This is a genomic window from Streptomyces lasiicapitis (assembly GCF_014646335.1).
Lineage (GTDB): Bacteria > Actinomycetota > Actinomycetes > Streptomycetales > Streptomycetaceae > Streptomyces > Streptomyces lasiicapitis.
Genome location: NZ_BMNG01000006.1, coordinates 67,383 through 85,789 on the forward strand (window position 1 = coordinate 67,383; position 18,407 = coordinate 85,789).

16 protein-coding genes are annotated in these 18,407 nt (G+C 71.3%); 12 read left to right on the forward strand and 4 right to left on the reverse strand.

Annotated features, from left to right (window positions below; all coding sequences use genetic code 11):
* Positions 1–23: 23 nt before the first annotated feature.
* The 6 genes from IEY91_RS14435 to IEY91_RS14460 all read left to right on the forward strand — a co-directional run bounded on the left by IEY91_RS14435 (position 24) and on the right by IEY91_RS14460 (position 5,947).
* Positions 24–1,325 (forward strand): glucarate dehydratase family protein, encoded by a 1,302-nt coding sequence (locus IEY91_RS14435; protein WP_189174245.1) that lies wholly within the window; start codon positions 24–26, stop codon positions 1,323–1,325.
* A 39-nt stretch (positions 1,326–1,364) separates the two neighbouring features.
* The gene (locus IEY91_RS14440; RefSeq protein WP_229696956.1) at positions 1,365–2,531 is read left to right on the forward strand and encodes a carbohydrate kinase family protein; all 1,167 of its coding nucleotides are present in this window, start codon (positions 1,365–1,367) and stop codon (positions 2,529–2,531) included.
* Between the two features lie 143 nt (positions 2,532–2,674).
* On the forward strand, positions 2,675–3,748 hold the full coding sequence (locus IEY91_RS14445) for a PhoH family protein (RefSeq protein ID WP_189174246.1): 1,074 nt from the start codon (positions 2,675–2,677) through the stop codon (positions 3,746–3,748).
* A 12-nt stretch (positions 3,749–3,760) separates the two neighbouring features.
* Positions 3,761–4,258: an rRNA maturation RNase YbeY gene (ybeY, locus tag IEY91_RS14450; protein ID WP_164325182.1), complete on the forward strand. Its 498-nt coding sequence runs from the start codon at positions 3,761–3,763 to the stop codon at positions 4,256–4,258.
* Between the two features lie 4 nt (positions 4,259–4,262).
* Entirely contained in the window at positions 4,263–5,594 is a 1,332-nt protein-coding gene (locus tag IEY91_RS14455) for a hemolysin family protein (RefSeq protein ID WP_164325184.1), read from the forward strand.
* Complete coding sequence (locus IEY91_RS14460) at positions 5,591–5,947, forward strand: MmcQ/YjbR family DNA-binding protein (RefSeq protein ID WP_189174247.1); 357 nt, start codon at positions 5,591–5,593, stop codon at positions 5,945–5,947. The genes IEY91_RS14455 and IEY91_RS14460 overlap by 4 nt, the downstream gene beginning before the upstream one ends.
* Positions 5,948–6,022: 75 nt before the next feature.
* Here IEY91_RS14460 and IEY91_RS14465 read toward each other — a convergent pair whose 3' ends face one another.
* Positions 6,023–7,507 carry an MFS transporter gene (locus tag IEY91_RS14465; protein ID WP_189174248.1) on the reverse strand — a complete coding sequence of 495 codons (1,485 nt, stop codon included), beginning with the start codon at positions 7,505–7,507 and terminating at the stop codon, positions 6,023–6,025.
* Between the two features lie 94 nt (positions 7,508–7,601).
* Here IEY91_RS14465 and IEY91_RS14470 point away from each other — a divergent pair, with 94 nt between their 5' ends.
* The 3 genes from IEY91_RS14470 to era all read left to right on the forward strand — a co-directional run bounded on the left by IEY91_RS14470 (position 7,602) and on the right by era (position 10,182).
* The gene (locus IEY91_RS14470; RefSeq protein WP_189174249.1) at positions 7,602–8,510 is read left to right on the forward strand and encodes a helix-turn-helix transcriptional regulator; all 909 of its coding nucleotides are present in this window, start codon (positions 7,602–7,604) and stop codon (positions 8,508–8,510) included.
* A gap of 55 nt (positions 8,511–8,565) precedes the next feature.
* Positions 8,566–8,919, forward strand: a complete 354-nt coding sequence (locus tag IEY91_RS14475) for a cytidine deaminase-like protein (RefSeq protein ID WP_189174250.1) — start codon at positions 8,566–8,568, stop codon at positions 8,917–8,919.
* A 300-nt stretch (positions 8,920–9,219) separates the two neighbouring features.
* Positions 9,220–10,182, forward strand: a complete 963-nt coding sequence (gene era, locus IEY91_RS14480; RefSeq protein WP_189174251.1) for a GTPase Era — start codon at positions 9,220–9,222, stop codon at positions 10,180–10,182.
* Between the two features lie 58 nt (positions 10,183–10,240).
* Here the strand turns inward: era and IEY91_RS14485 are convergent, their stop codons facing one another.
* The 3 genes from IEY91_RS14485 to IEY91_RS14495 form a co-directional block, all read right to left on the reverse strand.
* On the reverse strand, positions 10,241–11,641 hold the full coding sequence (locus IEY91_RS14485) for a GH1 family beta-glucosidase (RefSeq protein WP_189174252.1): 1,401 nt from the start codon (positions 11,639–11,641) through the stop codon (positions 10,241–10,243).
* Between the two features lie 108 nt (positions 11,642–11,749).
* Positions 11,750–12,016 (reverse strand): protealysin inhibitor emfourin, encoded by a 267-nt coding sequence (locus tag IEY91_RS14490; protein WP_164325198.1) that lies wholly within the window; start codon positions 12,014–12,016, stop codon positions 11,750–11,752.
* Between the two features lie 52 nt (positions 12,017–12,068).
* Positions 12,069–13,130 carry a M4 family metallopeptidase gene (locus tag IEY91_RS14495; protein ID WP_189174253.1) on the reverse strand — a complete coding sequence of 354 codons (1,062 nt, stop codon included), beginning with the start codon at positions 13,128–13,130 and terminating at the stop codon, positions 12,069–12,071.
* A 324-nt stretch (positions 13,131–13,454) separates the two neighbouring features.
* On the opposite strand from IEY91_RS14495, the gene leuA reads away from it, so the two are divergent.
* The 3 genes from leuA (at position 13,455) to IEY91_RS14510 (ending at position 18,370) form a co-directional block, all read left to right on the forward strand.
* A complete protein-coding gene (gene leuA / locus IEY91_RS14500) occupies positions 13,455–15,179 on the forward strand; it encodes a 2-isopropylmalate synthase (protein ID WP_189174254.1) in 1,725 nt (574 codons plus the stop codon).
* Positions 15,180–15,374: 195 nt separating this feature from the next.
* Positions 15,375–16,106 (forward strand): TerB family tellurite resistance protein, encoded by a 732-nt coding sequence (locus IEY91_RS14505; RefSeq protein WP_373287944.1) that lies wholly within the window; start codon positions 15,375–15,377, stop codon positions 16,104–16,106.
* 158 nt (positions 16,107–16,264) lie between these two features.
* A complete protein-coding gene (locus IEY91_RS14510; RefSeq protein ID WP_189174255.1) occupies positions 16,265–18,370 on the forward strand; it encodes an MMPL family transporter in 2,106 nt (701 codons plus the stop codon).
* Positions 18,371–18,407 lie beyond the last annotated feature (37 nt).

An 18,407-nucleotide genomic window follows, 5' to 3' on the forward strand; every position in this document is an offset into this window, starting at 1 on the left:
TCACTCCGGTCGGAGGCACAGGTATGAGCACGGCAGCGCACACCATCACGGACGTCCGGCTCACCCCGGTCCTCGTCGCCGACCCGCCGCTGCTCAACACCCAGGGCCTCCATCAGCCGTACACGCCACGCCTGATCATCGAGGTGGAGACGGCGGGCGGCGCGACGGGCGTGGGGGAGACGTACGGGGACGCCAAGTACCTGGACCTGGCGCGGCCCTTCGCCGCCGCGCTGGTCGGCCGGGCGGTGTCCGACCTGAACGGACTGTTCACACTCGCGGACAGCGTGACCGTGGACGCGACCCGCGTGGACACCGCCGTCGACGTCGGCGGGCTGCGCGGCGTGCAGACGGCCGACAAGCTGCGCCTGTCCGTCGCCTCCGGCTTCGAGGTCGCCTGCCTGGACGCCCTCGGCGAGACGCTCGGCCTTCCGGTGCACGCGCTGCTCGGCGGGAAGGTGCGCGACAGCGTCGAGTACAGCGCGTACCTCTTCTACAGGCACGCCGAGCACCCGCCGGGCGTCGCGGGCGAGCGCGACGACTGGGGCGCGGCCCTCGACCCGGCCGGAGTCGTCGCACAGGCACGGTTGTTCACGGAGCGGTACGGCTTCACGTCGTTCAAGCTCAAGGGCGGCGTCTTCCCGCCGGACCAGGAGATCGCCGCCATCCGCGCGCTGGCCGCCGCCTTCCCGGGCCACCCGCTGCGGCTCGACCCCAACGGCGCCTGGTCGGTGGAGACTTCGCTGGAGGTCGCGGCCGAACTCGGCGACGTACTGGAGTATCTGGAGGACCCGGCGCTCGGGACGCCCGCGATGGCCGAGGTCGCGGCGCGCACGAAGGTGCCGCTCGCGACGAACATGTGCGTGACGACGTTCGCGGAGATACCGGAGGCCTTCGCCAAGGGGGCCGTGCAGGTCGTGCTCTCCGACCACCACTACTGGGGCGGGCTGCGCAACACCCGTGAACTCGCCGCCGTCTGCCGCACGTTCGGCGTCGCCGTCTCCATGCACTCCAACACCCACCTCGGCATCAGCCTCGCCGCGATGACCCACGTCGCGGCGACCGTGCCGGACCTCCGGCACGCCTGCGACTCCCACTACCCGTGGCAGTCCGAGGACGTACTGACCGAACGGCTGCGCTTCGAGGGCGGCCATGTGACGGTGAGCGACGCGCCGGGGCTCGGCGTCGAGCTCGACCGCGACCGGCTCGCCGCGCTGCACCGGCGCTGGCTCGACGAGGACCACGCCGCGCTGCGCGAGCGGGACGACGCGGCGGCCATGCGGCGGCTCGATCCGGAGTGGACAACTCCGCTCGTGCCTCGCTGGTAGCGACGGCGTCCGGGCGGGAGCCTGGGTTACGTTGCCTTCATGGCCGTACCACCTGGCGCACCACCACACCCACCCGCCCCGGCTGCGGAGACCGCCGACACTACTGTCACCACTGTCTCCACTGTCGATCCGCTGAAGTCGACCCGCCGCGCGGGCGATCCGCCCTGCGACGTGTACCTCACCGGGACCGTCTTCCTCGACATCATCTTCACCGGCCTCGACTCGGCGCCCGTGCGCGGCACCGAGTCGTGGGCGCGCGGCATGGGATCGAGCCCCGGCGGCGTGGCCAACATGGCGACCGCCCTGTCCCGGCTCGGCCTGCGCACCTCGCTGGCCGCCGCCTTCGGGGACGACCACTACGGGGAGTACTGCTGGGACGCCCTGGCACGCGGCGAGGGCATCGACCTCGCCTCGTCACGGACCGTGCCCGGCTGGCACTCGCCGGTGACGGTCTCCATGGCGTACGAGGGCGAGCGGACCATGGTCAGCCACGGGCACGAGCCGCCGCCCGACGCCGACTCCCCGGACGGCGGCGCCCCGAAGTGCCCGCCGCGTGCGCGGGCCGCCGTCGCGTCCCTGGTGCCGGGGGAGGGGGCGCCGTGGATCGCGGCGGCCGCGCGGCGCGGGACGCGGATCTTCGCGGACGTGGGCTGGGACGACACCGGCCGCTGGGACCTGGGCGCGCTGCCCGACCTGAAGCACTGCGAGGCGTTCCTGCCGAACGCCGAGGAGGCCATGCGGTACACGGGCACGACGTGCCCCCGGGCCGCCGCGCACGCCCTCACCCAGCACGTGCCCCTCGCCGTGGTCACCCTCGGGGCCGAGGGGGCGTACGCGGTGGACGGCCGCAGCGGGCGGACGGCGTCCGTGCCCGCCATCGAGGTGGAGGCGCTCGACCCCACAGGCGCCGGGGACGTGTTCGTCGCGGGCTTCGTCACCGGCACGCTGGCGGGCTGGCCGCTCGCCGACCGGCTCGCCTTCGCCGGCCTCACCGCCGCGCTGTCCGTGCAGGAATTCGGCGGCTCCCTCTCGGCGCCCGGCTGGGCGGAGGTCGGCGCGTGGTGGCGGCGCGTGCGCGAGGTCGACGGGCAGGACCCGGTGGCCCTGCGCCGCTACGCCTTCCTGGAGTCCCTGCTGCCCGAGCCGACCCGCACCTGGCCGCTGCGCCGCGCGGTCCCGACGATCGGCTTCCGCAGGTCGCTGTAGGGCGCCCCGGATCGCTGCCGTTCGCTCCGGCCTCAGAAAAGGGCTTAGGCCATGTCAGTGCCCGGTCGTACTCTTGGCAGTACAGAACTTGCCGCACGGCGAGCCCCGTGACGAGGAGGATGTGCAGGCTCTAGAGCCGGCCCATGACGCAGACACCGACAGCTCAGCCCCCTGCGCAGCCGCAGGCGCCCAAGTCCGCGAAGGCCCACTTCACCGTCCCGGCCAAACACCCCATGGTGACGGTCCTGGGTTCCGGGGACGCACTGCTGCGAGTGATCGAGACGGCCTTCCCGGCGGCCGACATCCACGTCCGGGGCAACGAGATCAGCGCGGTCGGTGACGCCCACGAAGTGGCCCTCGTCCAGCGCCTGTTCGACGAGATGATGCTGGTGCTCCGCACCGGACAGCCGATGACGGAGGACGCAGTGGAACGCTCGATCGCCATGCTCAGGGCGGAGGACAGCGGCGAGGCCGACGGCGAGGAGACCCCCGCCGAGGTCCTCACGCAGAACATCCTCTCGTCCCGGGGCCGCACCATCCGCCCCAAGACCCTCAACCAGAAGCGGTACGTCGACGCGATCGACAAGAACACGATCGTGTTCGGCATCGGCCCCGCCGGCACCGGCAAGACGTATCTGGCGATGGCCAAGGCGGTCCAGGCCCTGCAGTCCAAGCAGGTCAGCCGGATCATCCTGACCCGCCCCGCGGTGGAGGCGGGCGAGCGCCTCGGCTTCCTGCCCGGCACGCTCTACGAGAAGATCGACCCGTATCTGCGCCCGCTGTACGACGCGCTGCACGACATGCTCGACCCCGACTCGATCCCGCGCCTCATGGCGGCGGGCACGATCGAGGTCGCCCCGCTGGCGTACATGCGCGGCCGGACGCTGAACGACGCGTTCATCATCCTGGACGAGGCGCAGAACACGAACCCCGAGCAGATGAAGATGTTCCTCACCCGCCTCGGCTTCGAATCGAAGATCGTGATCACCGGCGACGTCACCCAGATCGACCTGCCGAACGGCACGAAGTCCGGCCTCCGCCAGGTCCAGCACATCCTGGAGGGCGTCGACGACGTGCACTTCTCGCGGCTCACGTCCTCCGATGTCGTACGGCACAAGCTCGTCGGCCGTATCGTCGACGCGTACGAGAAGTACGACAACGACAACGGCACGGAGAACGGCTCGCACGCCAGCCGCGGCCGGTCCAGAGGGAAGTAGCGGAACAGCACCATGTCGATCGACGTCAACAACGAATCCGGAACCGAGGTCGACGAGCAGGCGATCCTCGACATCGCCCGCTACGCGCTCGCGCGGATGCGGATCCACCCGCTCTCCGAACTCTCGGTGATCGTCGTGGACGCCGGCGCCATGGAGCAGCTCCACATCCAGTGGATGGACCTGCCAGGACCCACGGACGTCATGTCCTTCCCCATGGACGAGCTGCGCCCGCCCATGAAGGACGACGACGAGCCGCCGCAGGGCCTCCTCGGGGACATCGTGCTCTGCCCCGAGGTGGCCCTGAAGCAGGGCCAGGAGGCCCCGACGCAGCACTCCATGAACGAGGAGCTCCAGCTCCTGACCGTCCACGGAGTGCTGCACCTGCTCGGGTACGACCACGAGGAGCCGGACGAGAAGGCCGAGATGTTCGGCCTGCAGGCGGCCATCGTCGACGGTTGGCGCGCGGAGCAGGGCCTGACCGGCCCGTCCCCGGCGCCCACCGTCTCCTGAGCCCATGTCCGTCCAGCTCATCGGCGGCGCCGTCGCCCTGATCGTGGTGGCGTGGCTCGCCGCGTGCGCCGAGGCGGGCCTCGCCCGCGTGTCCAGCTTCCGGGCCGAGGAGGCGGTGCGTTCGGGGCGGCGCGGCAGCGCGAAGCTCGCGCAGGTCGCCGCCGACCCCGTCCGCTATCTGAACGTGGCGCTCCTCGTGCGGGTGGCGTGCGAGATGGCCGCCGCCACCCTGGTGACGTACGCCTGCCTGAAGGCCATCGACACCACCTGGGAGGCGCTCGCCGTCGCCATCGGCGTGATGGTGCTCGTCAGCTATGTCGCCGTCGGGGTCTCCCCGCGCACCATCGGCCGCCAGCACCCGCTGAACACGGCGACGGCCGCGGCGTACGTCCTGCTGCCGCTGGCCCGCGTCATGGGACCCATCCCGCCGCTGCTCATCCTCATCGGCAACGCGCTCACGCCCGGCAAGGGCTTCCGGCGCGGCCCGTTCGCCTCCGAGGCCGAGCTGCGCGCGATGGTCGACCTCGCCGAGCGGGAGTCGCTGATCGAGGACGAGGAACGCCGCATGGTGCACTCGGTCTTCGAGCTCAGCGACACCCTCGTACGCGAAGTCATGGTCCCGCGCACCGACTTGATCGCCATCGAGCGCTTCAAGACCATCCGGCAGGCCCTCACCCTCGCCCTCCGCTCCGGGTTCTCCCGCATCCCCGTGACGGGCGAGAGCGACGACGACGTCGTCGGGATCGTGTACCTCAAGGACCTCGTCCGCAAGACGCACATCAACCGCGACTCCGAGAACGAGCTCGTGTCGACGGCCATGCGGCCCGCGACGTTCGTGCCGGACACGAAGAACGCGGGGGATCTGCTGCGGGAGATGCAGCAGGAGCGCAACCACGTCGCCGTCGTCATCGACGAGTACGGCGGCACGGCCGGCATCGTCACCATCGAGGACATCCTCGAAGAGATCGTCGGCGAGATCACCGACGAGTACGACCGTGAGCTGCCGCCCGTCGAGGAGCTGGACGGCGGCTGCTTCCGCGTCACCGCCCGCCTCGACATCGGCGACCTCGGCGAGCTGTACGGCCTCGAGGCGTACGACGACGAGGACGTCGAGACCGTCGGCGGCCTCCTCGCCAAGGCGCTCGGCCGCGTGCCGATCGCCGGGGCCTCGGCCGTGGTCGACCTGCCCGACGGGCGCGCCCTGAAGCTCACCGCCGAGTCGGCGGCCGGGCGGCGCAACAAGATCGTGACGGTGCTCGTGGAGCCGGTGGCGCCTGAGGGGCCTCCCGCCGGCCCCCGGAACAGGGAGAGGGAAGGGGAGCGGGACACAAGATGACCCCCGACGAACTGCGGGCGCTGTGCCTGTCCTTCAACGACGCGGCCGAGGAATTCCCCTTCGGGCCGGACGCGTCGGTGTTCAAGGTGGCCGGGAAGATGTTCGCCCTGAGCCGTCTTGACGGCGACCCGCTCACCGTGAACCTCAAGTGCGACCCCGAGATCGCGGTCCAGCTCCGGGCCGCGCACCCGGAGATCGCGCCGGGCTGGCACATGAACAAACGCCACTGGAACACCGTCACGCTCACCGGCACCCTCCCCGACCACCAGCTCCGCGAACTCGTCGAGGACTCCTACGACTTGGTGGTCGCGGGCTTGCCGCGAGCGGTACGACTGCGCTTGTCGCGCCCCTAGGGCTTCCCCCACCCGCCCGGACGAGACCCGCGCTCGGGGGACGGCTGAAACGGGTGGGCGGGTGGGAGAAGCGGGTCAGGGCCGCCGCCGCAGGCCCGCGGCCACCAGCACCGCCGCCGCGAGGACGATTCCCGCGTCGAGGGCGAGGACGGTACGCGTACCGGCGAGAACGTCACCCGAAGTCGTGGCGAGCACGCCGAGGAGGGGGATGCCGATCGTGATCCCGACCTGCTGGGTGGACGTCACGAGGCCAGTGGCCAGCCCCTGCTCCGTGTCGGGCACGCCCGACGTGACAGTGACCCCGTACGAGACGATCGCCCCGAGATGGAACATGCTGGCCACGGAGATGGCGGCGGTGGCGAGCCACACGGACCACATCCCCTCGCCGACGGCGACGAGCGCGGCCACGAACACGCCCTGCCCGAGCAGCGACCCCACGAGCGTGCGGCGCGGCCCGAAGCGTCCGATGACCTTCGGGGCGTACATGCCCGCGACGACCGACAGAACGCCCTGCACGCCGAAGACGAGCCCGGTCTGGAAGGCGGAGAGGTCGAGGACGTCCTGGAGGTAGAGGGTGAGGACGAAGACGACGGTCGACATCATCGAGAACGTGACGAGTCCGCCCAGGTTGCCCCACGCGACCGTACGGCGCCGCAGCATGGGCAGTGACACCAGCGGCGCGGCGGCCCGCGACTCGACGTATCCGAAGGCGACGAGCAGCAGGACACCAGCGACGAGCGTGACGAGCACGTCGGCGCCGCCGAACCCGCGCTCGGCTGCGGTGGACAGGGCGTAGATCAGGGCGAGCAGTCCGCCGGTGACGGTGACGGCGCCGGGGATGTCGAGGCGGGGCCGGTCGGGGGTGCGGGACTCGGGCAGCAGGCGAGGCGCCAGGGGCAGCACGATCAGGGCGAAGAGCGTGAGCAGGCCCATGGTGGAGCGCCAGCCGAGGGTGTCGGTGAGGACACCGCCGAGCACCATGCCGACGGTGAAGCCGAGGGAGAGCAGCGTGCCGGAGATGCCGAGCGCGCGATCCCGCTGCGGGCCTTCGGGGAAGGTGGTGGTGAGCAGCGACATGCCGGTCGGCACGATCGCCGCCGCGCCCACACCTTGCAGCGCACGCCCGGCGAGGAACGAGGCCGGGTCCCAGGCGAAGGTGGCGAGCAGCGAGGCCGCGCCGAACAGGGCGAGCCCGCCGAGGAACAGCCTGCGCCGCCCGAAGAGGTCACCGAAGCGGCCGAAGAGCAGCAGGAAGCCGCCGGACGGCAGCGCGAAGGCGGTGACCGCCCACTGCAGCGCGGCATGGCTCATGCCGAGGTCCGCACCGAGCACGGGCAGTGCCACGTTCAGTACGGAGAAGTCGAGCGCGACCATGAACTGGGCGGCGCAGAGGACGAAGAGGATGAGCCGGTCGCGGCGGGAGAGCCGGGGCGGCGGCCCGGCGGGAGCGGTGGCCTGCGCGGCGGCAGCGGCCTTCGGGGCTTCGGTGGTGCTCGGGGTTTCCGTGGTGGTTGATGGGCCTGCGGCGGTCGGGGAGGGAGCGGAAGTGTCTATCGCCATGGTCAACAGCGTCCGTCGGCCGGAATAGCCGTGGGGAGCGGCAACTTATGCTGGTGGTGCGAACACCAGGTGCAACCGGTGCGATCGCGTACGGATGACAGGGGGAGCGGTGGCCAGCCAGATCGAGGAGCGGGCCGACGGGGCGAGGGCGCGTCGCAGGGTCGAGCTGCGGGACTTCCTGATGAGCCGGCGGGCCCGGGTGACCCCGGCGGACGCGGGCCTTCCGGAAGGCGGCGGGCGTCGGCGTACGCCGGGCCTTCGGCGCGAGGAGGTCGCGGTGCTCGCGGGCGTCGGCGCGTCCTGGTACCAGTGGCTGGAGCAGGGCCGGGACATCTCGGTGTCCCCGCAGGTCCTGGACGCCGTGGCCCGGGTCCTGAAGCTGTCCGGCACCGAACGCCGCCACCTGTACGTGCTCGCGGGCCTCAACCCGCCCGTGCCGCAGGCCGAGGAGGGCGCCGCCGACATGTGCGACGGCCTGCGGCGGCTCATCGACACCTGGATGCCGTACCCGGCACACATCATGGACCGCTACTACAACTGCGTCGTCTACAACGACGCGGCCGCGCTGGTCCTCGGCATGCGCCCCGAGACCACCCAGAACTGCATCCTCGACTTCTTCACCGACCCCATGTACCGCTCCCGCAGCGTGAGTTGGGAGCAGAACGCGGCGGCGCTCGTCGCGCAGTTCCGCTCGGCCTGCTCCGAGCATCCCGGGGACGAGGGCTTCGCGGAGCTGCTCTCGCGGCTGCACGAATCGGGGGCGGAGTTCACCTCGCTGTGGGAGCGGCAGGACATCCGGCCCGCCGGTCAGGTCCACAAGGAGCTCGACCATCCGCTCGTCGGGATCCTGCACGTGGAGTCCACCGCGCTGAAGGTGCCCGCGCGGCCCGACCTCACGATCGTGCTGCACACGCCGCTGCCGCTGGCCGACACCGCGGAGAAGCTCGCCTGGCTGGCTTCGCCCGAGGCGCGGCGCGGGGCGATGTACCGGGTGGCCGGGTAGCGGTGTGTGCCGGGTGGCCGGGTGGGCGCCGCGACCGGCTCCTTATGCTCGTGCCATGACTGAGTCCACCGACCTCGGCCCCGAGGACCAGAAGATCGTCACCCTCGCCCGCTCGGCCCGCGCCCGCAACGGTGTGCCCGAGGGGGCCGCCGTGCGGGACGAGACGGGGCGTACGTACGTCGCAGGGACGGTCGCCCTCGACTCCCTCCAGCTGTCCGCGCTGCGCACGGCTGTCGCCATGGCGGTGGCTTCCGGGGCCTCCTCCCTGGAGGCGGCGGCGGTCGTGTCCGGCGAATCCGCTCTGTCCGCGGAGGACCTCGCGGCGGTACGGGACCTCGGCGGGGCCGGCACACCGGTGTTCCTGGCGGGGCCGGACGGGGCGGTACGCGAGACGGCCGCAGCGGTCTGAGCCCTCGCGGGGCGCCCCAGTCCCGCCCCTTCCCGTAACCAGGGGCTGCTGCCCCTGGACCCCGCTGATCGGCGCTCCGCGCCTCGTCCTCAAGCGCCGGACGGGCTGAAAACTCCAGCCCCTCCGGCGCTTGAGGAGCGGGGTCTGGGGCGGAGCCCCAGGAAGGGCGGGCGGGTGGGGAGAGAAGCCCGCCCGGCGTTGGAGGGCGAGGCGCGGAGCGCCGAAAAGGCGGGGAAAGGGGCGCAGCCCCATGGGCCGGGGCACCGCCCAAGGCGCCCACGCCAGAAAAGATCAGGGACAATGGGCCCCATGAGCGTCCGTACCCAGTCCCCCCAGCCGCCCGAGCAGGCCGTCCACCGCGCCGGATTCGCCTGCTTCGTCGGCCGCCCCAACGCGGGCAAGTCCACCCTCACGAACGCTCTGGTCGGCAAGAAGGTGGCGATCACCTCGAACCGGCCGCAGACGACGCGGCACACCGTCCGCGGCATCGTGCACCGCCCCGACGCCCAGCTGATCCTCGTGGACACCCCCGGCCTGCACAAGCCGCGCACGCTGCTCGGCGAGCGGCTGAACGACGTGGTGCGCACCACGTGGGCCGAGGTCGACGTCATCGGGTTCTGCCTGCCCGCGAACGAGAAGCTCGGGCCCGGTGACCGGTTCATCGCCAAGGAGCTGGCGTCGATCAAGAAGTCGCCGAAGGTCGCCATCGTCACGAAGACCGACCTCGTCGACAGCAAGACGCTCGCCGAGCAGCTCATCGCCGTCGACCAGCTCGCCAAGGAGCTCGGCTTCGAGTGGGCCGAGATCGTGCCCGTCTCGGCGGTCGGTGAGAAGCAGGTCGACCTGCTCGCGGACCTGCTCGTCCCCCTCCTGCCGGAGGGGCCGGCCCTCTACCCCGAGGGTGACCTCACCGACGAGCCCGAGCAGGTCATGGTGGCCGAGCTGATCCGTGAGGCGGCCCTCGAAGGCGTGCGGGACGAGTTGCCGCACTCCATCGCCGTGGTCGTCGAGGAGATGCTGCCCCGCGAGGACCGGCCCGCCGACAAGCCGCTCCTCGACATCCACGCCTTCGTGTACATCGAGCGGCCCAGCCAGAAGGGGATCATCATCGGCCCCAAGGGCAAGCGGCTCAAGGACGTAGGGATCAAGTCCCGCAAGCAGATCGAAGCGCTGCTCGGTACGCCGGTCTTCCTCGACCTCCACGTCAAGGTCGCCAAGGACTGGCAGCGGGACCCCCGCCAACTCCGCAAGCTCGGGTTCTGAGCCTTCGCGGGCGCCCCCGCGAGGACCCGGCCGCCCGTGGCCCGCGGGACGCCGCGGCTCACCCCCGGGGCGCCCGCGCCCCGGGCCCGCCGCCCTGCGCCTGAAGTTCCGTACGCAGCCAGTCGTACGACGCCTTCGGCGTGCGCCGCTGGGTGGCGTAGTCGACGTGGACGAGACCGAAGCGCTGCCGGTAGCCCTCGGCCCACTCGAAGTTGTCCAGGAGGGACCAGATGAAATAGCCGCGCACGTCGACCCCGGCCTCCAGGGCGCGGTGCAGGGCGCGCAGGTGGCCGTCCAGGTAGTCGATGCGCCGCTGGTCGTCCACGCCCTCGTACGAGCAGCCGTTCTCGGTGATGACGAGGGGCGGGAGGCGGTCGCCGTAGCGTTCGCGGAAGGTCAGGAGGAGTTCGGTGAGGGATTCGGGGACCACCGGCCAGCCGAAGTCCGTGGTGGGGTGGCCCTCGATCGGGCGGGGGGAGAAGGGGAGCTCGGGCGGGAGGATGAGGCCCGAGAACTCGGTGACGGTGGCGTCCGGCTGCGGGGCGCCCACCTTCGTCGGCTGGTAGAAGTTGATGCCGTACCAGTCGAGCGGCTGCGCGATCAGCTTCAAGTCGCCTTCCAGGTCCGGGACTTCGGCGGCAAGGAGCTCCGTGATCACTTCCGGGTAGCGGCCCGCGATCAGGGGGTCGGAGAACAGCCGGTTCAGGAGCACGTCGTAGAAGTCCGCCGCCTCGCGGTCCTCGGCGTGGTCGGACGCGGGCCAGGTCGGGCCGTGGGAGTTCGCGATGCCGATGTCGTCGGCGCCCGCCGCGCGCAGCGCCGTCACCGCGAGGCCGTGGGCCAGGAGCTGGTGGTGGGCGACCGGCAGCGCGTCGAACAGGAGCTGACGGCCGGGCGCGTGCCGGCCGAGCGCGTGGCCGAGCAGAGTGTGCTCGGCGGGCTCGTTGAGGGTGATCCACTTCGGTACGCGGTCACCGATGCGGGCCGCGACGACGGCGGCGTACTCGGCGAAACGCTGGGCGGTGTCGCGCTTCAGCCAGCCGCCCGCCTCTTCGACCGCGAGCGGGGTGTCCCAGTGGAACAGCGTCGGCACGGGGCGTACGCCCGCCGCGCACAGCTCGTCGACGAGGCGGTCGTAGAAGTCCAGGCCGCGCTCGCTGACCTCGCCGGTGCCGTGCGGAAGCACCCGCGGCCAGGAGACGGAGAAGCGGTACGCGCCCACGCCAAGGTCGCGGATCAGCGCCACGTCCTCGCGGTAGCGGCGCACGTGGTCGCAGGCCACGGCGGCCGTCGTGCCGTCCTTGACGTTGCCGGGCAGGGCCGTGAAGGCGTCCCACACCGAGGGGCCGCGCTCGGCCGTGGCGCCCTCGATCTGGTGGGCGGAGGTGGACACCCCCCACAGGAAGTCGCGGGGGAAGCGGGGCAGCGGTGCGCGCGTCGTCGCCATGCGCGCGATCATCCGTACCCGCTGGTACGGAAGTCAACGCCCGTGCGGCAAGCGGGTTTCCGGGCAACCGCCTGCCGTCATCAAGGCAACCGCCTGCCCTCCTGAAGGCGACCGGTGCTGTTACGAACCTTCCTTGAGCACCCGCGTGATCAGCTGCCGCTGCTCCTCCGTCAGCCGGGGATCCGCGCAGTACACGGTCCGGCCGTCGATGGTGATCTGGTAGCTGAAGCCGTCGGGCACCCCTATGGGGGGCGTGCCCCGGCCGCCGGCCGCCGCCCGTTCGGCCAGGGCATGCCACTCCTTGGCATCGGGCCGCGCGGTGGTGTCGACCTCCGCGTGCCGCTCGATGCCCGCGAAACCTCCCGTGCGCTTCACCTGGATACGCATGGGTCCTGTCTACCGCAGGGCGCGACCCGCGGCACCCCTGCGAAGCCGGGCGCTACGACGTCGGCACGCCGGTCTGCGACCACGCCTTCAGGACGGCCTCGCGCTGCTCGCCCTCGGGGGCGGCGGCGACCGTCAGCTTCGCGAAGTCCGCGAAGGAGGCGTCCTGGGCGAGCTGCCCACCGGTCAGGACGTCGTACCAGATCTTCCCCGCGCGCTCCCAGGCGTGCCCGCCGAGCGACTCGGCGAGGAGGTAGAAGGCGTGGTTGGGGATGCCGGAGTTGATGTGTACGCCGCCGTTGTCGCGGCCCGTCCTGACGTAGTGCTCCATGTCCTTGGGCTGCGGGTCCTTGCCGAGCACGTCGTCGTCGTACGCGCTGCCCGGGTCCTTCATGGAGCGCAGCGCCTTGCCGGTGACGCGCGGGGCGAGCAGGCCCGCGCCGATCAGCCAGTCGGCCTCGGCGGCGGTCTGGCCGAGCGTGTACTGCTTGATCAGCGAGCCGAAGACGTCCGCCATGGACTCGTTGAGGGCGCCGGGCTGGCCGAAGTACGTGAGGTTCGCCGTGTACTGCACGACGCCGTGGGTCAGCTCGTGGCCGATGACGTCGACGGGGATGGTGAAGTCGAGGAAGATCTCGCCGTCGCCGTCGCCGAACACCATCTGCTCGCCGTTCCAGAAGGCGTTCCCGTAGTCCTCGCCGTAGTGCACGGTCGCGTCGAGCGGCAGGCCGTTGCCGTCGATGGAGTTGCGTTCGTACTGCTTCAGGAAGAGCTCGAAGGTGGCGCCGAGGCCGGCGTGGGCGCGGTTGACGGTCGCGTCCTTGCCGGGCTTGTCGCTCTCGCCGCGGACCTTGCGGCCGGGCAGGTCGTTCTTGTGCTTCGCGTCGTAGATGGTGCGGTAGGGCTTGCCCTCGACGGCGCCCTTGGGGGCGGCGATGGAGGGGGCGCCGATGACCGTGGTCAGGCGGCGCTGGGTGCGCTCGTAGGCGTCGCGCTGGAGGGTGCGGCGGGCGGCCTTGGAGAGCGCGGGGTCCGAGGACTGGGCGAGCTTGTCCAGGACGATGGGTGGCACGATCGTGCAGAAAACGGGCTCGAAGCCTGTTGGGTTGGCGGTCATGTGCGGCAATGTGGCACTGGGTCATGCCGCTGTCACTAGCTGCCACCATGATTGGTGAAATAGTCGTATACGGGTCTACGCCACCCTCGCCAGGTGATATACGGCACGTTTTGTCCGTTACGTCCCTACGGTCCCGCATACTGATACGCGCCCGCGCATTCCGCGGACCTCGGCTAGGCTGCCCCGCATCATGCGTTTCGGGCTGCTTCTCCTTAGCTGCCGCGGCGAGGGTCTGTAGCAGAGGCCGACCCCCTCCCCGCGGAGTTCGGTGCTGTGCTAGACCGTCGGCCGTCCTTCCGGACCTTCCGAGGAGCCCCGCACACCATGCCGAACTTCCAACGCCCCAGCTCCATGCCGATTCACAAGTACGGCAAGTACGAGCAGGTGGACATCCCCGACCGCACCTGGCCCGACAAGCGCATCACCGTCGCGCCCCGCTGGCTGTCCACCGACCTGCGCGACGGCAACCAGGCACTCATCGACCCGATGTCGCCCGCCCGCAAGCGCGCGATGTTCGACCTGCTGGTCCGCATGGGCTACAAGGAGATCGAGGTCGGCTTCCCGTCCTCCGGTCAGACCGACTTCGACTTCGTACGTTCCATCGTCGAGGACCCGGACGCCATCCCGGACGACGTGACGATCTCCGTGCTCACGCAGGCGCGCGAAGAGCTGATCGAGCGCACCGTGGAGTCCCTGAAGGGCGCCAAGCGCGCCAACGTGCACCTGTACAACGCGACCGCGCCGGTCTGGCGCGAGGTCGTCTTCCGCGGCTCCCGCGACGCCGTCAAGCAGATCGCCGTCGACGGAACGCGCCTGGTCATGGAGTACGCCGACAAGATCCTCGACCAGGACACCGTGTTCGGTTACCAGTACAGCCCGGAGATCTTCACCGACACCGAGCTGGACTTCGCCCTGGAGGTCTGCGAGGGCGTCATGGACGTCTGGCAGCCCGACGCCGACCGCGAGATCATCCTCAACCTGCCCGCCACCGTGGAGCGTTCGACGCCCTCCACGCACGCGGACCGCTTCGAGTGGATGTCCCGGAATCTGTCCCGGCGCCAGTACGTCTGCCTGTCCATCCACCCGCACAACGACCGCGGCACCGCCATCGCCGCCGCCGAACTCGGCGTGATGGCCGGCGGCGACCGCGTCGAGGGCTGCCTGTTCGGCCAGGGCGAGCGCACCGGCAACGTCGACCTGGTGGCGCTGGGCATGAACCTGTTCAGCCAGGGCGTCGACCCGCAGATCGACTTCTCCGACATAGACGAAGTCCGCCGCGTGTACGAGTACTGCACGCAGATGGAGGTCCACCCGCGCCACCCCTACGCGGGCGACCTGGTCTACACCGCCTTCTCCGGCTCCCACCAGGACGCCATCAAGAAGGGCTTCGACGCGATGGAGGCCCGCGCTGCTGCCGCGGGCAAGAGCGTCGACGACATCGAGTGGGCCGTGCCGTACCTGCCCATCGACCCCAAGGACGTCGGCCGTTCCTACGAGGCCGTCATCCGCGTCAACTCCCAGTCCGGCAAGGGCGGTGTCGCGTACGTCCTGAAGAACGACCACAAGCTGGACCTGCCGCGGCGCATGCAGATCGAGTTCTCGAAGACCATCCAGGCGCGCACCGACGCCGAGGGCGGCGAGTTCACCCCGGCCGCGATCTGGGGCGTCTTCCAGGACGAGTACCTGCCGAACCCGGACCGCCCCTGGGGCCGCATCCAGGTCAAGAACGGCCAGACGATCACGGACGTCGACGGCACCGACACGCTCACCGTCGAGGCCACCGTCGACGGCGCCGACATCGTCCTGACCGGCTCCGGCAACGGCCCGATCTCCGCGTTCTTCAACGCTCTGCAGTCCATCGTCGGCATCGACCTGCGCCTGCTCGACTACCAGGAGCACACGATGAGCGAGGGCGCCTCCGCGCAGGCCGCCTCGTACATCGAGTGCGCCATCGGCGACCGCGTCCTGTGGGGCGTGGGCATCGACGCGAATACGACACGTGCGTCCATGAAGGCCGTCGTCTCGGCCGTCAACCGCGCGGCCCGCTGAGACCCCTGGACACCCGTTCGACCGGTGCTTTTGCGGCCCCGTCCGTCCTTGTGGCGGGCGGGGCCCGCGTGTGTCGGGGGACTGGTCCGGGCCAGCAACCGGCCATCTCCCGTACGGGGTACTGACGCGGCATCATCGATGTGGCTAACATCACGCCAACGCGGCAGGGCTGCCGCGGCGTCATGGAGGTGCGTGGTGCTGCCAGATCGGGGACGAAAAGGCCGGGAATCCCGCATCTTCGGCAGAACCGCACCATTCGGCGGCCGGAGCGGCCGCCTGATCGGCGTCCGCACGTCCTGGACCACCGTCTGCGACGGCGAGTTCTTCTGCCCCGGCTGCGGCGGGGACCGCAACTACCAACGCCGCACCGGCCGTCGCCGCTTCGTGTTCCTCGGCGTGCCGCTGCTCTCCCGCGGCGAGACCGGGCCCGTCGTCGAATGCGCCGCCTGCCAGGACCACTTCGGCCTGGAGGCGCTCGACCACCCCACGACCGTGCGGCTCTCCACGATGCTCCGCGACGCCGTGCACACCGTCGTCCTCGCCGTCCTGACCACCGGCGGCAGCGCCGCCCGCGCCGCCCTGGACGCCGCCGTCACCACCCTGCGCGGCGCCGGCTTCGACGACTGCACCGAGGAACGCCTCGGCGCCCTCGTCGACGCGCTCGCCGCCGACACAGGCCGGCTCGCCGAGCCGGACTGCGTGCCCGGCCTCGCCATCGAACTCCACGAGGCGCTCGGCCCGCTCGCCCCGCACCTCGCCCCCGCGGGCCGCGAGGCGCTGCTCCTCCAGGGCGCCAGGATCGCCCTCGCCGACGGGCCGTACACGCCCGCCGAGCGCGACGTGCTCGCCACGGCGGGCTGCGCCCTGACCATCGACCCCGACGACGTGGCCCGCCTCCTCGTGGCGGCGACGCGCACGCCCCGCTGACGTACTCCCCAGTGCTCCCCAGTACTCCCCAGGGAGTAACGGCGGCCCGGCGCCACCCCCGGGTGTAACCCCCAACTCGCCCTCGGGCGCGACGAATCAGCCCTCGCGCGACGGAAGTCTGGACGCTGTCAGACACCGTCACGGAGGGAGGCCCACCGATGGGGGCCGCATCAACGACGAAGCGCCGACGGCCACGCGCCGTGCCCTGGGCGCTGCTCGGCCTGTGGGTCGCCGTGCTCGCGCTCGCCGGGCCGTTCGCGGGGAAGCTCGGCGACGTACAGCGCGACCGGGCCGTGGACTATCTGCCCGCGAGCGCCGACTCCACGCAGGTCGCCAAGATCGAGGAGAAGCTGCCCGGCGGCGAGACCACCGAGCTGGTGCTCGTCTACCACCGCGACGGCGGCCTTAGCGCCGCCGACCGCAAGACGGCTGCCGGTCAAGTGGCCGCTGTGGAGCGGGAGTTGAAGCTCGTGTCGACGCCCACGGGGGTGGCGTCGAAGGACGGGTCGACACTCATGTACCCGGTCGCGAGCACCGCACCGGGCACGGACGAGGAGAAGCGGGACGCGTTCGTCAACGACGTCCGGGACGTGGTGAAGGCGCCCGACGGTGCGGACGGGCTGAAGGTCGACGTCGGCGGGTCCGGCGCGCTCGCCACCGACGCGGGCGAGGTCTACACGTCCCTGGACGGCCCGCTGCTCTACACGACGGTCGGCGTCGTCGCCGTCCTGCTCATCCTGATCTACCGCAGCCCGTTCCTGTGGCTGGTGCCGCTCGCGGTCGGCGGCGTCGCCAACTACCTCTCCATGGGCGTCGCCTACGGCCTCAACCAGGCCTTCGACACCCCGATCAGCGGCCAGAGCTCGGGCATCATGACGATCCTCGTCTTCGGCGCGGGCACGGACTACGCGCTGCTTATCGTCTCCCGCTACCGCGAGGAACTGCGCCGGATCGAGCGGCCGTACGACGCCATGCGTACCGCCCTGCGCGGCTGCGGGCCCGCCGTGCTCGCCTCCTCCGGCACGGTCGCCGCGGGCCTGTTCTGCCTGCTCGCCGCCGACCTCAACAGCAGCCGCGGGATGGGGCCCCTTGGCGCCCTGGGCGTGCTGTGCGCGCTGGTGGCGATGATGACGCTGCTGCCCGCGCTGCTCGTGCTCCTCGGGCGGCGGGTGTTCTGGCCGCTGGTGCCCGCGTTCGGCAGCGAACCGAAGAAGCGGAAGTCGCTGTTCCAGTCGATGGGTTCGTCGGCCGGACGGCGCCCGCTCACCGTGCTCGCGTCGGGCGCCGTCCTGCTCGGAGCCCTGGCCCTGGGCGCGTTCGCCCTGCCGGGGAACCTCAAGCAGGAGGACACCTTCACCAGCAAGCCCGACTCCATCGCCGCGATGGAGACCCTCGCCGCCGCCTACCCCGAACGCGGCACCCAGCCCATCAGCGTCATCGCGCCCACCGACCGCGCCGACCGCGTGCTCGCCGACGCGAAGGGCGTGCCGGGCGTCGACAGCGCGGAGCGCGGCCGGAGTTCGGGGCAGTGGACCGAGATCTCCGTCGTCGCCAAGGCCACGCCGCAGACGGCGGCGGAGACCGCGACCATCGAGAGGCTCCGCGACAAACTGGACCCGGGGGGTGCGTACGTCGGCGGGCCGAGCGCCGAGCAGATCGACCTGGAGGACACCAACCGGCGGGACATGTGGGTCGTCGTACCGATCGTCCTCGCGGCGGTGCTCCTCATCCTCGTCGTCCTGCTGCGCGCGCTGATCGCCCCGCTGCTGCTGCTCCTCGCCGTCGTCGCGGTGTGGGGTGCCTCGCTGGGCATCGCGGGGCTCGTCTTCGGGCCCGTCTTCGGCTTCGAAGGCACCGACCCGGGACTCGGCCTGCTGTCCTTCTGCTTCCTCGTCGCCCTCGGCGTCGACTACGGCATCTTCCTCATGCACCGCATGCGGGAGGAGTGCCTGGCGGGGGCGGATACGGGACCGGCCGCGCTCACCGCGCTGCGCACCACGGGCGGCGTGATCGCCTCCGCGGGCCTGGTCCTCGCCGCGACGTTCGCCGTCCTCACCAGCATGCCGATGGTCCAGCTCGTCGAACTGGGCTTCGTCATCGCGGTCGGCGTACTCCTGGACACCTTCCTGGTGCGTACGTATCTGGTGACGTCCGCGAGCCTGGCCCTGGGACGGAAGGTGTGGTGGCCGGGGCCGCTGTCGAAGGCGAAGACCCCGCCGGCGGAGCCGGAGTCCAGCACTCCGGAACTGGTCCGCACGCCCTGACCCACCTACCGCGGCGCCCCTCACTGCCCGAGGGGCG

Excerpts from the sequence above, each read along its gene's own strand:
- leuA (WP_189174254.1), top strand. The coding sequence starts at position 13,455 with ATGCCGAACTTCCAACGCCCCAGCTCCATGCCGATTCACAAGTACGGC.
- IEY91_RS14485 (WP_189174252.1), bottom strand. The coding sequence starts at position 11,641 with ATGATCGCGCGCATGGCGACGACGCGCGCACCGCTGCCCCGCTTCCCC.
- IEY91_RS14475 (WP_189174250.1), top strand. The coding sequence starts at position 8,566 with ATGACTGAGTCCACCGACCTCGGCCCCGAGGACCAGAAGATCGTCACC.
- IEY91_RS14465 (WP_189174248.1), bottom strand. The coding sequence starts at position 7,507 with ATGGCGATAGACACTTCCGCTCCCTCCCCGACCGCCGCAGGCCCATCA.
- IEY91_RS14510 (WP_189174255.1), top strand. The coding sequence starts at position 16,265 with ATGGGGGCCGCATCAACGACGAAGCGCCGACGGCCACGCGCCGTGCCC.
- IEY91_RS14455 (WP_164325184.1), top strand. The coding sequence starts at position 4,263 with ATGTCCGTCCAGCTCATCGGCGGCGCCGTCGCCCTGATCGTGGTGGCG.
- IEY91_RS14490 (WP_164325198.1), bottom strand. The coding sequence starts at position 12,016 with ATGCGTATCCAGGTGAAGCGCACGGGAGGTTTCGCGGGCATCGAGCGG.
- IEY91_RS14445 (WP_189174246.1), top strand. The coding sequence starts at position 2,675 with ATGACGCAGACACCGACAGCTCAGCCCCCTGCGCAGCCGCAGGCGCCC.
- IEY91_RS14435 (WP_189174245.1), top strand. The coding sequence starts at position 24 with ATGAGCACGGCAGCGCACACCATCACGGACGTCCGGCTCACCCCGGTC.
- ybeY (WP_164325182.1), top strand. The coding sequence starts at position 3,761 with ATGTCGATCGACGTCAACAACGAATCCGGAACCGAGGTCGACGAGCAG.
- era (WP_189174251.1), top strand. The coding sequence starts at position 9,220 with ATGGGCCCCATGAGCGTCCGTACCCAGTCCCCCCAGCCGCCCGAGCAG.
- IEY91_RS14495 (WP_189174253.1), bottom strand. The coding sequence starts at position 13,130 with ATGACCGCCAACCCAACAGGCTTCGAGCCCGTTTTCTGCACGATCGTG.
- IEY91_RS14470 (WP_189174249.1), top strand. The coding sequence starts at position 7,602 with ATGACAGGGGGAGCGGTGGCCAGCCAGATCGAGGAGCGGGCCGACGGG.
- IEY91_RS14460 (WP_189174247.1), top strand. The coding sequence starts at position 5,591 with ATGACCCCCGACGAACTGCGGGCGCTGTGCCTGTCCTTCAACGACGCG.
- IEY91_RS14440 (WP_229696956.1), top strand. The coding sequence starts at position 1,365 with ATGGCCGTACCACCTGGCGCACCACCACACCCACCCGCCCCGGCTGCG.